Source organism: Methylobacterium sp. FW102-HT35C08, assembly GCF_058790235.1.
Genome location: NZ_JBYTCL010000002.1, coordinates 79,093 through 93,888 on the forward strand (window position 1 = coordinate 79,093; position 14,796 = coordinate 93,888).

10 protein-coding genes are annotated in these 14,796 nt (G+C 69.8%); 7 read left to right on the forward strand and 3 right to left on the reverse strand.

The genetic code is table 11. The annotated features are described in order from the left end of the window. Window positions 1-202: 202 nt before the first annotated feature. Together AC3WSN_RS00495 and AC3WSN_RS00500 are read left to right on the forward strand one after the other, a co-directional pair. On the forward strand, window positions 203-703 hold the full coding sequence (locus tag AC3WSN_RS00495; protein WP_492535592.1) for a Ros/MucR family transcriptional regulator: 501 nt from the start codon (window positions 203-205) through the stop codon (window positions 701-703). Between the two features lie 268 nt (window positions 704-971). After that, window positions 972-2,147: an MFS transporter gene (locus AC3WSN_RS00500; RefSeq protein WP_492535594.1), complete on the forward strand. Its 1,176-nt coding sequence runs from the start codon at window positions 972-974 to the stop codon at window positions 2,145-2,147. Window positions 2,148-2,165: 18 nt separating this feature from the next. Here AC3WSN_RS00500 and AC3WSN_RS00505 read toward each other — a convergent pair whose 3' ends face one another. Beyond that, on the reverse strand, window positions 2,166-7,010 hold the full coding sequence (locus AC3WSN_RS00505; protein ID WP_492535596.1) for an NAD-glutamate dehydrogenase: 4,845 nt from the start codon (window positions 7,008-7,010) through the stop codon (window positions 2,166-2,168). A gap of 157 nt (window positions 7,011-7,167) precedes the next feature. Between AC3WSN_RS00505 and AC3WSN_RS00510 the strand changes: the two genes are divergently transcribed. The 4 genes from AC3WSN_RS00510 to AC3WSN_RS00525 all read left to right on the forward strand — a co-directional run bounded on the left by AC3WSN_RS00510 (window position 7,168) and on the right by AC3WSN_RS00525 (window position 10,868). Next, complete coding sequence (locus tag AC3WSN_RS00510; protein ID WP_192706901.1) at window positions 7,168-7,587, forward strand: MarR family winged helix-turn-helix transcriptional regulator; 420 nt, start codon at window positions 7,168-7,170, stop codon at window positions 7,585-7,587. A 35-nt stretch (window positions 7,588-7,622) separates the two neighbouring features. Continuing rightward, window positions 7,623-8,909, forward strand: a complete 1,287-nt coding sequence (locus AC3WSN_RS00515; RefSeq protein ID WP_492535598.1) for an MFS transporter — start codon at window positions 7,623-7,625, stop codon at window positions 8,907-8,909. Between the two features lie 87 nt (window positions 8,910-8,996). Further along, complete coding sequence (locus AC3WSN_RS00520) at window positions 8,997-10,268, forward strand: multidrug effflux MFS transporter (RefSeq protein WP_192706903.1); 1,272 nt, start codon at window positions 8,997-8,999, stop codon at window positions 10,266-10,268. A 75-nt stretch (window positions 10,269-10,343) separates the two neighbouring features. Continuing rightward, window positions 10,344-10,868, forward strand: coding sequence for a DoxX family protein (locus AC3WSN_RS00525; protein WP_492535600.1), 525 nt, complete (start codon window positions 10,344-10,346; stop codon window positions 10,866-10,868). Here the strand turns inward: AC3WSN_RS00525 and AC3WSN_RS00530 are convergent, their stop codons facing one another. Then, a complete protein-coding gene (locus tag AC3WSN_RS00530; protein WP_492535602.1) occupies window positions 10,869-12,314 on the reverse strand; it encodes an MFS transporter in 1,446 nt (481 codons plus the stop codon). Window positions 12,315-12,519: 205 nt separating this feature from the next. On the opposite strand from AC3WSN_RS00530, the gene AC3WSN_RS00535 reads away from it, so the two are divergent. Further along, window positions 12,520-13,410, forward strand: a complete 891-nt coding sequence (locus tag AC3WSN_RS00535; RefSeq protein WP_492535604.1) for a DUF3313 domain-containing protein — start codon at window positions 12,520-12,522, stop codon at window positions 13,408-13,410. Between the two features lie 17 nt (window positions 13,411-13,427). Here the strand turns inward: AC3WSN_RS00535 and AC3WSN_RS00540 are convergent, their stop codons facing one another. Beyond that, a complete protein-coding gene (locus tag AC3WSN_RS00540; protein ID WP_492535605.1) occupies window positions 13,428-14,561 on the reverse strand; it encodes a M20 family metallopeptidase in 1,134 nt (377 codons plus the stop codon). Between the last annotated feature and the right edge of the window lie 235 nt (window positions 14,562-14,796).

Consider the following 14,796-nt stretch of genomic DNA (forward strand, 5'->3'; position numbering starts at 1 on the left):
TGGTTAACGAAGGCTAGCGGACTCATGGTTAATGCAGCGTCAACGGCCGAGGCTGACGGCACTTGAAATCTGCCTCAGAACCTTCGGTCGACACGGCACAGCCGATTGAGATTTGTTTTACAATCAGATATTGTCTTCCAGAATTCAATCGTATCCGCGAGGGATTGATTGGTCCGAATCATTACAAAGATAGAGGTGGGCCGTGAACGAAAGCACAGTCAGCGGGCATGCTGAGCACGTTGAGCTCGCGGTGGATATCATCGCGGCCTATGTGTCGAACAACTCGGTACCGTCGTCGGAGTTGGCGGGCCTGATCGGCGTGATCCACGCCGCTCTAGACAGTCTCTCGACTGCCGGACGAACATCCAAATCGACCGTCGAAAAGCTGAGTCCGGCTCAGATTCGGAAGTCGGTCACGCACGATCACATCGTCAGCTTCGAGGACGGCAAGCCGTACAAGACCCTCCGTCGGCACTTGACGTTGCGCGGGCTCTCGCCCGAAGCCTACCGGGAGAAGTGGGGGCTGCCGCGCGACTACCCGATGACCGCGGCGAGTTACTCGGCCCAACGTTCCGAGCTTGCTCGCGCCCTGGGGCTCGGTCAGCAGCGCCGCAAGCACCGCGGTGCATCATCGGCACCTGCAGAGGCACCGGCGGCGGCAACACGGAAGGCGCGGGCCCGACGGAAAGCGCCGGCAGAGTAGAAGTCCGATCCTCCGCCGCTGCTTCTGGCAGCAGCGGCTCGCTCTGAGAGTGCGTCGGGCGTTCAAAACGGCTGTGTCAGGCGCAGATGCTTCAGGCGAAGACGGGCTGCGCGACGCTGTATTAACGGCCAACCCGGCAAAAGCCTGCGCGTGCGCGTCGCGCAACCGTGCGCCGCGTCCTTTCGGCTAGGCAGAACGTCCCACGCTGCCATCCTGCGCATGTTGCTCCGCACAATCGTGCGAAGATCCTGCGCCGGAGAATGACCGCGTGCCGCCACTGCCGATTCTCGCTCTTGCCGTCGCCTCGTTCGGGATCGGCACGACCGAATTCGTCATCATGGGGCTGCTGCCGGAGGTGGCGCAGAGCTTCGGCGTCACGATCCCGCAGGCCGGTTACCTCGTCTCGGGCTATGCGATGGGCGTCGTGGTCGGGGCACCGATCGTAGCGATCGCGACCGCGGGCATGCCGCGCAAGACCGCACTGCTCGCCCTCATGGGCGTCTTCCTGATCGGAAATCTCGGCTGCGCCCTGGCCCCGAGCTACGGCCTGCTCATGGCGGCGCGAATCCTCACAGCCTTCGCGCACGGCGCGTTCTTCGGCATCGGCGCCGTGGTCGCCCGGGATCTGGTGCCCCGGGAGAAGCGCACCCAGGCGGTCTCCCTGATGTTCGCGGGCCTCACGCTCGCCAACGTGCTCGGCGTGCCCCTCGGCACCGCCCTTGGACAGGCCGTCGGGTGGCGGGCGACGTTCTGGGCCGTGGTGGCGATCGGCCTCGCGGCCGGCCTTGCGATCCAGCTCTGCGTACCGGCCGGGCTCCCGGGCGCGCGCGGCCGGCTGGTGAGCGAGTTCCGCGCGCTCGGCCGCTGGCCGGTGCTGCGACCGATGCTGATCTCGACCCTGTCCTCGGTGAGCTTCTTCACGGTGTTCACCTACATCACGCCGTTCCTGACCGGCGTGAGCGGGTACTCGCCACAGGGTGTGACCGGCGTGCTGTTCGCCGCCGGCATGGGCCTGACGATCGGGAACCTCGCCGGGGGTCTGTTCGCCGATCGCGGGCAGATGGCGACGATCATCGGGAGCTTCCTGGGGATCGTCGCGGCGCTGCTCCTGCTCGCCGCGGTCGCCCATCATCCGGGCATGACGCTGGCGGTGCTGGTCCTGTGGTCGGCCCTGGTCTTCGCGCTGGTCTCCCCGCTCCAGATCTGGGTGGTTGAAGCCGCGAGCGACGCCCCGAACCTCGCCTCCACCCTGAACCAGGGCGCGTTCAACCTCGGCAACGCGACCGGCGCCTGGATCGGCGGTACGGCCCTGACGCTGGGGGCGGGCTACGCCCAGCTTCCCCTGATTGCCGCGGCCGTATCCTTGGTCGGCCTCGGACTGGTGCTCACGGCCGTCAGCCGGACCGGCCGGCGCATGCTGTCGCCGTCCGCGACGAGGCCGTGATCGCGGAAGCGACCGCCTCTAATCGCTCCGGACGAGGTCACCGAGAAGGCTCGCCGCCACGGTGACCTTCGAGACCGTGAGGCTGGAATCGCCGATGGCGTCCACCGCCTCGCGGATGCGCGCCAGCGGCGCACCCCGGGCCTTCGCCCAGGCCTCGACCGCGTCCGGACCGGCGCCCAGATCGGTCACGACTTCGGCCGTCAGCTTGCGATGCGCCGCCCCGATGCCTGCGACCGCGCGCTCCAGCGCAACGCGGTCGAACGTGTCGGCGACCGGTACGGTCCGCGCCGCGGCCGCGAGGTCGTCCAGCCGGAAGGCGTGCTCCAGCGCGAAGTGCGTCGCCGCCACCGCCTCCACCGGCCGCCCGCTCGCCTCGGCGACCCGGACGATGTCGGGGGCAGAGATGAGGGCGCTCAGCGAAGCGAGGCGCCGGGCCTGGGCCGGCGCCATGCCGAGCCCGGCCAGCTCCGCCTCCCGGGCTCCGATGGCCGCGAGAGCCTCCTCGCCGAGAACTTTTGGAAGCGCCGCCTCCACGGCGGCGATGCCGTCGCGGTAGCGGGCGACCACCGGGTCGAGGCCACCGCTCAGATCGAGATTCCGGATGAACCAGACGATCCGGTTGAGCAGCAGACCCTGGACCTCCGCGTACAGACCGAGCTGGCCCTGACCGGAGATGCGGCCGGCAAGGCTGTCGATGGCGAGGTTCAGCTCCATCAGCCCGAACGCATCGCGGGTCACCGCATAGGCCTTGGCGATGGTCGCGGCATCGGCACCCGTCCCGTCGACGAGGCGTGTGATCAGCGAGGGGCCGCCTCGGTTGACGATGATGTTCGCCAGCGCGGTGGCGATGATTTCGCGCCGCAGGCGATGCCCCTGCACCGAATCCGGGAACTGCTCGCGCAACGCCTTGGGGAAGTAGCGCTGCAGCTCGCGGTCGAAATACGGGTCGTTCGGCACGGCGCTGTCGAGGATCGCATCGTGCAGCGACAGCTTGGCGTAGGCCAGGAGCACCGCGTATTCCGGACGGGTCAGCCCCTCGTTCCGGCGCATGCGTTCGGTCAGCGCGGCATCGTCGGGCAGGAACTCGACCGCGCGGTCGAGCCGTCCGTCGCCCTCAAGTGCCTGCATGGTCCGCATCGCGAAGCCGGTCTCGTCGAGACCGCCGCGCTGGGCAAGCGACAGGGCGAGGGTCTGCAATTCATTGTTGCGCAGGACGAGGTGCCCGACCTCGTCGGTCATGGCGGCTAGCAGGGCGTTGCGCGCCTCGTAGCTCAGGCGGCCGTCCCGCTCGGGCGTCATGAGCGCGATCTTGATGTTCACCTCGACGTCCGAGGTGTTGACCCCGGCCGAGTTGTCGATCGCGTCGGTGTTGAGCCGGACGCCCGCGCGCGCCGCCTCGATGCGCCCGCGCTGGGTCAGGCCGAGATTGGCGCCCTCGCCGACGACCTTGGCGCGCAGCTCCGGCCCGGTGATCCGCACGGCATCGTTGGCACGGTCGCCGGCATCCTCGTCGGTCTCCGTGGTGGCGCGGACGTAGGTGCCGATGCCGCCGAACCAGAGCAGGTCGGCCGGGGCCTTCAGGATCGCCTGCATCAGCTCGGTGGGCGTGGCCTCGGCGCGGTCGAACCCGAGGGCGGCGCGGACCGGCTCCGAGAGGGGGATGGTCTTCAGGCTGCGCGAGAATACGCCGCCGCCCTCCGAGATCAGGCTCCGGTCGTAATCGGCCCAGGAGGAGCGTCCGAGATCGAACAGCCGCCGCCGCTCGACGAAGCTCGCGGCCGCATCGGGGTTCGGGTCGAGGAAGATGTCCCGGTGATCGAAGGCCGCGATCAGCCGGATGCTCTCGGACAGCAGCATGCCGTTGCCGAACACGTCGCCCGACATGTCGCCGACGCCGACCGTGACGATCGGATCTGCCTGCACGTCGACATCGAGCTCGCGGAAATGGCGGCGCACCGCCTCCCAGGCGCCACGGGCGGTGATGCCCATGCCCTTGTGATCGTAGCCCTGGCTGCCGCCGGACGCGAAGGCGTCGCCCAGCCAGTGGCCCTTCTCCAGCGAGAGGGCGTTGGCGATGTCCGAGAAGGTGGCCGTGCCCTTGTCGGCGGCGACCACCAGATAGGCGTCGTCGGGGTCGTGCCGGACGGTGTCGGGCGGCGGCACGATGGCGTCGTCGACGATGTTGTCAGTGAGTTCGAGGAGCGTGCGGATGAAGATCCGGTAGCTCTCGGTCCCCTCCTGCATCCAGGCGGCGCGGTCCGAGGCCGGCGGCAGGCGCTTCGGGAAGAAGCCGCCCTTGGCGCCGACCGGGACGATCACGGCGTTCTTCACCTGCTGGGCCTTCACGAGGCCCAGGATCTCGGTGCGGAAATCCTCCGGCCGGTCCGACCAGCGCAGGCCGCCGCGGGCCACGTAGCCGAAGCGCAGATGCACGCCCTCGACGCGGGGCGCGTAGACGAAGATCTCGAAGAGCGGCCGCGGCAGCGGCATCGCCGTGACCTTGGAGCAGGCGAACTTGAAGCTGATCGTCTCCCGGGGCTTTCCGTCCGGGCCGGTCTGGAAGAAGTTGGTCCGGACCGCCGCCTCGACCAGGTTGACGAACCGGCGCAGGATCCGGTCATCGTCGAGGCTGGTGACCTCGGCGAGCGCCGCCTCGATGCCGGCGCGGACCTCCGCCTGCTGGGCGTCGCGATCCCCCGTCAGGGTCGGGTCGAACCGGGTGCGGAACAGTGCGACGATCGCCCGGGCGATCCCGGCATGCCGGCTCAGCGTGCCGGCGAGGTAATCCTGACCGTAACGGATCCGCAGCTGGCGCAGGTACCGCCCGAGCGCCCGGAGCAGGGCGGCCTCGCGCCAGGGCAGGGCGGCCTCGAGGACGAGCCGGTTGTAGCCGTCGGATTCCGCCAGATCGTCCGCGATGGCGAGCATGGCGGCTTCGAGCGGCTGCTCCAGCGCCGCGAGGTCGATCGCCGCGCCGGTGGCCCGCTCGATCAGCATGTCGTGCAGCCAGACACGATCGGCCTCGTCGGCGCCCACGGGCATGACCCGGTAGGTCCGCTCGTTGATGACGCGGAAGCCGAGATTCTCGAGGGCCGGAACGCGGTCGGACAGGGCGATGGCGGTGCCGCGGGAAAATACCTTCAGGCGGACCTGCGCATCCGAATCCGATGGCCGGCGACCGAGATGCACGGCGCGCGGCTGCGCCCCGCCGAGACCTTCGAGGATGGCGACGTCCGCCACCGCGATTTCGGGCTGGAAATTGTCGCGGTAGGCGGCCGAGAACGCGTCGCCGTAGCGCGCGGACAGGATCCGCGCGCGGTCACCGCCCTGCGCCTCGGCGAGGGCGGCCCGCAATGCGTCGCCCCAGGTCCGGACCAAGTCCCCGATCCCGGCTTCGAGGGCGGCCGGGTCCTGCTCCGGCGCGCCCTGGTCGGGCAGGCCGATGATGTAGTGGATGCGGGCGAGCGGGCCCTCCGGGTAGTCCGGATAGGCGACGCTGAGCCGTCCGCCGTAGGCTTCGGCGAGGAAGCCGCCGATCCGCTGCCGGATCGTCGAATCGTAGCGGTCCTTCGGGACGTAGACGAGGAGCGAGACGAAGCGGCCGAACCGGTCCGGCCGCGACAGCACCCGGATCCGCGGCCGGTCGGCGAGATTGGCGATGGCCAATGTGAAGCGGTAGAGCCGCTCGACGTCGATCTGGAACAGCTCGTCGCGCGGGTAGCTCTCCAGAACCGCCAGCAGGCTCCGACCGGCATGGCTCGTCGGATCGAGACCCGCGCGCTGGACCACAGACTGCACCTTCCGGCGCAGAATCGGCACTTCGCGGGTGGGACTCGTGTAGGCGGAGGCGGTGAACAGCCCGACGATCCGCATCTCGCCCGAGAGCTTGCCGTGGGCGGAGAACAGCTTCACGCCGACATAATCGAGATAGGCCGACCGGTGGACGCGGGAGCGCACGCTCGCCTTGGTGATGATGAGCGGCTGCGGCTCCTCGAGGAAGGCCAGGATCTCGGGCGTGTAGTCGACCGGCGTCCGGCCGCGGCGCAGGGGCGTGGCGCCGGGATCGCGCAGGACGCCGAGGCTCGACCCCTCGATCAGGGGATGGGCCTCGCCGTCGATCCCGTGCTGCTGCATCCCGAGGATCAGGAACTGGCCGTCCGTCAGCCAGTCGAGGAAGGCGCGCGCCTCGGCCGTCTCCTCCTGCGGCATCGGTGTGGGTGCCCCGCCGAGATTTGTCGCCAGGTCCGACAGGCGCGCCAGCATGGCGTCATGGTCGACGGCCGCCAGGGCGACATCGCGGTAGACCGGCGCGAGGGCGTCCAGCAGCCGCTCCCCGGCCTCCGTGTCCAGCCGGTCCAGGTGGATGTGGAGGAAGCTCTCCCGCGCGAGGCTGCCGTGCGCGTCCGCCGTCGTCTCGCCGACCACGCGGATCAGGGAGCCGTCCGGATCGCGCTCGACGCCGAGGATCGGGTGGGCGACGAGGTGGGGCGACAGGCCCTGCTCGGTCAGCTCCGCGAGGGTCGAGTCGAGCAGGAACGGACGATTGTCGTTGATGACTTCCAGGATCGTCAGTTCGTGCCGCCGGCCGGCCCGCGACAGCTCAGCGTCGACCAGGCGCATCCGGGCGGGATCCTGCGTCCGCCGCGGCTCGGCCAGGAAGGCGCGGGCCCGGCCGGCCAGCTCTGCCAGGACGTCGGCGGGGTATGGAGCCAGATCCTCGGGCGTCACCCGGCCGAACAGGTCGCGCACGAACCCGCCCGGTCCGCCCTGCTCGGTGACGATGTCGGCAGCCGCATCGATCAGCCCCGTGCGGGCCGATTTCTGCTCCGATGAGGACAACGCCGTCGCAGTTTCGAGTGTCATCGCGCTTCTCCCGAACCGGGTCACTCGCCTAAGCGATAGCAGCGTGATCGGAGGTGTCGATGACACTCCCCACCAGTTTGCCGCCCCGTTTGTGTCGATCGGTGCGAACCGTCAGGCGTCGATTGTATCCCCGAGAAAACGTGCATATACACGCATCATGACAGACCAACCGCCGGTCGAACCCTGCACCTGTTCCGCGCTGAGGCGGGCGACCCGCGCCGTGACGACGGCCTACGATGCGGCGCTGCGCCCGTCCGGGCTTCGGGTGACGCAATTCGCGATCCTGCGCCTGCTGGAGCGCCTCGGACCGAGCCCGGTGACGCGTCTCGCCGCCGAGGCCGCTCTCGAGCGCACCACGATGGGACGCAACCTCGATCCGCTGGAGCGTCGCGGTCTGGTGCAGATCGCGGCGGGTGCGGCGGATGCCCGCGAACGCGTCGTCACGCTCACGGATTCGGGGCGTGAAGCCATCGCGGCGGCGATGCCTTACTGGCGGGATGCGCAGGCGCGCATCAACGCCCGGATCGCACCCGGGGCGGTCGTGGCCCTGACGGACGCCCTCATTTCCGCCGCCTGATCGACCAGAAGCAGCCGTTTCAACCGGAGCCCGACATGCCCGCTCGCTCAGAGACGCGCCCCGCGCAGCGCCTCCACTACGCCTGGATCATCGCCGCGGTGACGTTCCTAGTCCTGCTCGTCGGGGCCGGCGTCCGGGCGACGCCGAGCGTGCTGATCGTGCCGTGGGAGCGCGAATTCGGCTGGACGGCGGCGACGATCGGGGTCGGGATCGCGCTCAACATCTTCCTGTACGGGATGATCGGTCCCTTCGCGGTGGCGATCATCGAGCGGTTCGGCCTGCGCCGCTCGGTCTGCGGTGCCCTCTTCATCCTGGCGGTCGGCACGGCCGCCACCAGCCTGATGACCGCGCCCTGGCAGATGGTTCTGCTCTGGGGCATCGTGGTCGGCTCGGGCTCGGGCATGGTCGCGAACGTCCTCGGCGCCACCGTGGCGGGGCGCTGGTTCGCCAAGCGGCGCGGGCTGGTGCTCGGCATGCTGACGGCGAGCAGCGCCACCGGCCAGCTCGTCTTCCTGCCGGTGCTCGCCTCGCTGGCGGTCGAGCAGGGCTGGCGTTCGGTCTCCCTGGTTGTGGCGGCCGCCACGCTGGCGCTGATCCCGCTCGCTGCCTTGCTGCTGCGCGACCGTCCGGCCGATCTCGGCCTACCCCGCTACGGCGAGGCGGCGATTACGCCGACGCCCGTCCTCACGGAGAACCCGGCGCGTCGCGCGCTGCGCGGCCTGCGGATCGGGCTGCAATCCCGGGATTTCTGGCTGCTCGCCGGCACGTTCTTCATCTGTGGCGCCTCGACCAACGGTCTGATCGGCACGCACCTCATCCCCGCCTGCATCGATCACGGCATTGCCGAGGTGACCGCCGCGGGTCTCCTCGCGCTGATGGGGATCTGCGACCTGATCGGCACCACGGCGTCGGGCTGGCTCACGGACCGGTTCGATTCGCGCAAGCTCCTGGCGTGGTATTACGGGCTGCGCGGCCTCTCGCTGATCTTCCTGCCGTATTCCTTCGACTACAGCTTCTACGGCCTGTCGTTGTTCGCGGTCTTCTACGGGCTCGACTGGATCGCGACGGTGCCGCCCACCGTCCAGCTCGCGGGCAAGTCCTTCGGTGAGGAGAACGCCGCGCTGATGTTCGGCTGGATCGCGGCCGCCCATCAGATCGGCGCGGCCTCGGCGGCGTGGCTCGCCGGCATGGTGCGGACCGACACCGGCACGTATCTGGGCGCCTTCGTGTCGGCGGGCCTGCTCTGCCTGGTCGCGGCGCTCATGGCGGCCTTCGTGGGGCGCAAGCCCGCCGAGCCGGTCCTGCGTCCGCTGCCGGCCTGAACTGCGTCGGGCGGGCGCGGTTGTCACAAGTGTGCCGCGAAGGACGAGCCCTTACCGGCCCGTCCCAGCGCATCCCGAGAGCCCGCCTTGACCATCGCGATCCGGCCCGTGCCGCCGGTCCAGGACGTCCGCGCCCCGCGCCCCTGGTCGGGGCCGGGCTTTGCCGAGTTCGTCGCCATCATCGCGCTGATGATGGCGGTCACCGCGATCTCGATCGACAACCTGCTGCCGGCCTTCCCGGCGATCGAGGCGCGGTTCGGCGTGCCGGATCCGAACCGGCTGCAGCTCCTCGTCTACGTCTACATGATCGGCTTCGGCGTCGCGCAGATCGTCTATGGGCCGGTCTCCGATGCCCTCGGCCGGCGGCCGGTCCTGCTCGCGAGCCTCGCGATCTACGTGGTCGGCTGCGGCCTCGCCATGGTGGCGCCGAGCTTCGGCTGGCTGCTCGCCGCGCGGATCATCCAGGGGATCGGCGCGGCCGGCGGGCGCGTGCTGTCGGTGGCGATCGTGCGCGACCGCTTCTCCGGCCGCGAGATGGCGAGCGTCATGTCGCTCACCATGATGGTGTTCCTGATCGTGCCGATGATCGCGCCGGCGATCGGCGGCCTGATGCTGGCGCTGGGCTCCTGGGTCTACGTTTTCGTCTCGATGCTGGTCCTGGCCTTCTGGCTGACCCTGTGGTTCTCCCTGCGCATGCCGGAGACCTTGCATCCGGAATACCGCCGGCCGCTCTCGCCGGCCGCGACCTGGGAGGCGATCCGCCTGACGCTCAGGACCCGCGTCGCCATCGGCTACACCACCGCGCTCGGCCTGATGACCGGCTGCATCATGGGCTACGTGGGCTCGGCCCAGCAGGTGTTCGACACCGGCCTGTACCATCTCGGCCCGCTCTTTCCCCTGGCCTTCGGGCTGGTGGCGGGCGCCATGGGCGCGGCGACGCTGATCAATGCGCGCGTCGTCCGGCGGGTCGGGATGCGGGCGATGTCCCACGGCGGCATCATCGCCTTCACGCTGGTCGCTCTGGTGCAGGTCGGCGTCGGCTTCGCCTACCAGGGCCGTCCGCCGTTGGCGCTGTTCCTCACACTGCTGGCACTGAACCAGTTCCTGATGAGCTTCGCGATGCCGAACTTCAACGCGCTGGCGTTGGAGCCGCTCGGCGCCATCGCCGGCACCGCCTCGTCGTTCCTCGGCTTCTACACGACGATCCTGGGCGCCCTGTGCGGCTTCGTGATCGGTCAGGCGTTCGACGGGACCGTGCTGCCGGTCGGGATCGGTTACGCGAGCCTGGGCATCCTGGCGCTACTCGTGGTGGCCTGGACGGAACGGGGCCGGCTGTTCCGCGCTGGAGTCGGCGGCTGAGGCTTCGGGCTTAACGCGGTCTTCAGCGGAAAACCGTCAAGCTCCGGTCCTCATCCCCGCTGACCGGACCCGCCCATGATCGCCCGCGCCCAGGACGGAACCCTCCTCGCTGCGCGTCTGCTGCTCGCCGCCGCGCTGCTGCCCACCGGGATCGCCCGGGCGCTCAACGTCTCGGGCTTCGCGCTGACGCTGGCCGGCAACGGCATGCCGTTTCCGAACGGCGTCGCCACCGCGGCCGTGGTGGTCCAGGTCTTCGGGCCCTTGGCGCTGATCCTCGGCGTGCTGCCGCGCCTGACCGGGCTCGCCCTCGCCGTGTTCGCGACCGCGACGGCTTTCGTGATCCACGATTTCTGGCACTACATCGGGCCGACGGCTGTCGCCGAGCGCACGCTGATGCTGGCCGATCTCGGCCTCGCTGGCGGCTTCCTGATGTATGCCCTCACCGGACCGGGCGCTTGGAGCTGGCAGGGCTGGCGCGCAGGTGCGATGGCGTCAGCGACGAGCGCCAAGCCGGCCGCCAAGACCCCGGCGAAGAGTGCAGCGGCGCGCGGCGGGGGCAAGCGCACGGCCGGTCGTCAGCCTGCCCGGGCCGCGGCCTGATCAGCCGTGCCGCGGCGTCATCTCGGCCGACGGCGGCGTCGCCGCGACCCTCTTCCGGCCGGAGACCTCGGCTCCGGCATCCGCCGACAGCTGCCGGAAGCCTAGGACGGAAGCCGCCGAGATCATCGCCACCGCGAAGAAGGCCGGCCCGAAATCGCCGGCCTCGATCTGGGTCCGCCCGTGCCAGGCGGCGGTCCCCTCCAGGGCCAGCGCCCCGAGGGTGACGCCGAGGCTCAGCGAGAGCTGCTGGCAGACGCTCGCGAAACTGGTCGCCGCACTCATCTCGCGCGATTCAAGATCGGCATACGCGATGGCGTTGACGCAGGTGAACTGGACCGAGCGCGAGCAGCCGCCGATGAACAGCAGGGCCAGCATGATCCAGTGGGGCGTCTCGGCGGTGTAGAGCCCGTTGACCGCCAGGAAGACCGAGGCGAGCAGCGCGTTCCAGACCATCAGCGTCCTGAACCCGGTGCGGCGCAGGATCTTGGGCGCCAGGGTCTTCACGAACATGGCGCCTGCGGCCGCCGCGAAGGTGATCAGGCCGGAATGCAGGGCGTCGAGGCCGAAGCCGACCTGCAGCATCAGCGGCAGCAGGAACGGGATCGCCCCGGTGCCGATCCGAAACAGGCTGCCGCCGATGACGGCGACCCGGAAGGTCGGGCGCTGGATCAGGTCGAGCCGCACGATCGGATGGGCGACCCGCCGGGCATGCGCGAAATAGACCGGCAGCAGGACCGCCCCCGTCGCGAGGCAGCCCCAGGAGATTGCGGACGGCAGGAGGTGGCGGCCCAGCGATGCGAGGCCGAGCATCAGCGCGGCAAGCCCGGTGCCGAGCAGCACGAAGCCGAGCAGGTCGAGGGGCGGCCGCTCCGGCTCGCGGATATCCTCGAAATACAGGCTCGCCAGCACGATCCCCGCGCAGCCGATCGGCAGGTTGATGAAGAAGATCCACCGCCAATCGAACCATGTGGTGATCAGGCCGCCGACCGGCGGCCCGAGAACCGGGCCCACCAGAGCCGGAAAGGTCAGGTAGGCCAGCGCGGTGACGAGCTGCGATTTCGGCACGCTGCGCAGCACCACCAGGCGCCCGACCGGCACCATCATGGCGCCGCCCATGCCCTGGAGGAACCGCGCCGCGACGAACCAGGCCAGACCGTTCGCGGCCGCGCACGCGAGCGAGCCCGCCATGAACACCACCAGGGCGACGCGGAAGACGGTCCGCGACCCGTAGCGGTCGGCCATCCAGCCGCTCACCGGGATGAAGATCGCGAGGCTGACCAGGTAGGAGGTCAGGGCGAGCTTCAGCGCGATCGGGTCTTCGTGCAGGCTCGCCGCGATGCTGGGGAGCGCCGTGGCGATCACCGTCGAGTCGGTGTTCTCCATGAACAGCGCGGTGGCGACCGTCAGCGGGACGATCCAGAGCGGTCTTTGGGCTGTAGGGGGCATCAGACAGCAGACGCATGTCGTGCCGCGGCGGTTGCACGGCAGCGCGGCCAACTCGCACCCTCGTGTTTCGCGATTGTATCTCTCTTGCAACAGACGTCGGGCGCCAGAGGTCGGCCACCTTTTTCACGGGCGGCCGAATGGCTACGTTTAATCACGCGGCCGTGAAGTGGCTGCAGCCGGCACGATGTCGGGCCACGAGGAAATGATGCAGTCCAGCCCCGACAAGGTCCGCTCCCTGACGCGGATCGCCGCCGGCGTCGCGCTTCTCTCGATGGTGGCCGCGTGCGGCACCGTCCTGCTCAACGATCGCGGCTCGCTCACCCGCTATGACCGTCTGAAGTCCAGCGATCAGGTGGCGTCGGCCTCGCGGATCTACGTCGACCGGCCGGCGCTGGCGAAAGCCCGCACCGTCCGCATCATCCCGACGGCCTTCCACGCCGATGTCGCCGGGGCCGCGCCGCTGACCCAGGCCGAACGGCGCCTCATCGCCAACGCCGCCGACCGGGCGCTCTGCTACGACCTGTCGCTGAAGTACGACATCGTCACGAGCCGCGATGCGGACCTGACCGTGCGGGCGCAGGTCACCCGGGTGGACCCGACGGATCTGCTCGGGGCCGGGGCCACGATCGCCGGCTCGGCCGGCGTCACGGTCGCGTCGCAGCTCGGCCTGAGCTTAGCCGAGGGCGTCGGGCGCGTGCCGATCCCGCGTGTGCCGATCGGTCTCGGCAGCCTGACGGTGGAGGCGGAGGCGCTCGACCGCAGGCGCGAGCAGCGCGCCGCCATGGTCTGGGGCGGGGCGGCGAACTCCTTCACCAGCCAGCCGCGCTTCTCGCGGGCGAGCGACGCCTATGATCTCGCCGGCGAGTTCGGGCAGGATTTCGGCTTCATGCTAGCGACCGGCGAGGATCCGTTCACGGCGCCCAACACCCTCCCGACCTGGGACCGCATCCGCATCACCACTTTGGGCGAGGCACCCCTGGATCCGGATTGCGAGGCGTACGGCCGGGCGCCCGGCATTGACGGGATGCTGGGCGATTATATCGGCCTGCCGCCCGAATACACCGACAAGGGCGCCAGAACGCCGGCGATGCGCTGAGCCGGCCGCACGCACGGCTAGCCGCCCGCTTCGTCGATGCACAGCCGCCGGATCAGAGCCGTGTAGAGGGCCTGCGCCTCTTCGATCCGGTCGACGCGGCAATGCTCGTCGGTCTTGTGGCACTGCGCTGCTTCGCCGGGGCCGATCACCACGGTCGCGACATTGTCGAAGGCGGGCACCAGGGCGGACGCGTCCGTGAAGTAGGGCGCGCCCGCCGGCTCGGCGGTCAACCCGGTCCGTTCGTGCAGCAGCGCGAGCAGCGGTGCCGCAGCGGGATCGTCGACCGCCGTCGAGAAGCCCGGGAAGCTCGTGACGACACGGATCTCGGCATCCGGGCCGAACAGCTTTCTCAGCGCATCGAGCAGCTGGCCGTGGTCCTGCTCGGGCAGGGTGCGGATGTCGACGGAGAACTCGGCCCAATCCGGCACGGAGTTGATGTTCTCGCCGCCGCGGAACGTGGTGACGCAGGCCGTGGTCGTCCCGAGCAGCGGATGGCGGACACCGAAATCGTGCGTGCCGAGGGCCTGGATCCAGGCCGCAGCCCTGGCGACGGCGTTCTGCCCCTCCTCCGGCATGGACGAATGCGCGGTGCGACCGCGCGCCGTCACGACGACGCGGAGCGAGCCCTTATGGGCGAAGATCGGGGCGTTCGAGGTCGGCTCCGCCACGATCAGGAGTTCTGCCGGCCCGAGGACCTGTTCCCGCCCGACATGGAAGGCGCCCTCGCAGCCGGTCTCCTCGCCGGCCGTGATCACCAGGGTGAGGCCGCGGTGGAAGCGAGGTTCGTCCGCCAGCACGTTGCAGGCGGCCGCGATGAAGGCGGCCACGCCCGCTTTCATGTCGCTCGCGCCGCGCCCGTACAGCCGGCTCTCGTGCACGATCCCCGCGAAGGGGGGAAACCTCCACGGGTTCGTGCCCACCGGCACGACGTCGATATGGCCGGTGAAGCAGAGCGGCTTGCCGCTGCCTGTTCCGGGGATGCGCGCGATGAGGGTCGGGCGATCCTCCGCGAAGGCGTAGCTCTCGACCGCGAAACCGTGCTCCGACAGCAGCTTTGCGAGGAACGCGGCACACTCCTTCTCGAGGCCGGGCGGATTGAGCGACGGGAAGCGGATGAGCTGCTGCGCCAGCGTGACGGCATCGATAGGCATGCGGGAGATCCTCCGGCCGGGCGGCTGAGACAACGCCGGGCGGTCCGGATCGACCCCGCAGGATCCGTGCCCGAGTTGACCCGGATCTACGTCAACGCCGCGGCGTGAATTTCCTGCACAGCCAAGCGTGGAAAAGCCGCGAGCCATGCGTGTTTTCGTAGGACGACGCGGCAAGCGTGCATTGGCGCCTTCGTGGGGCCCGTGATACTGGCACTTGCCAACCCGATCCCGCTGC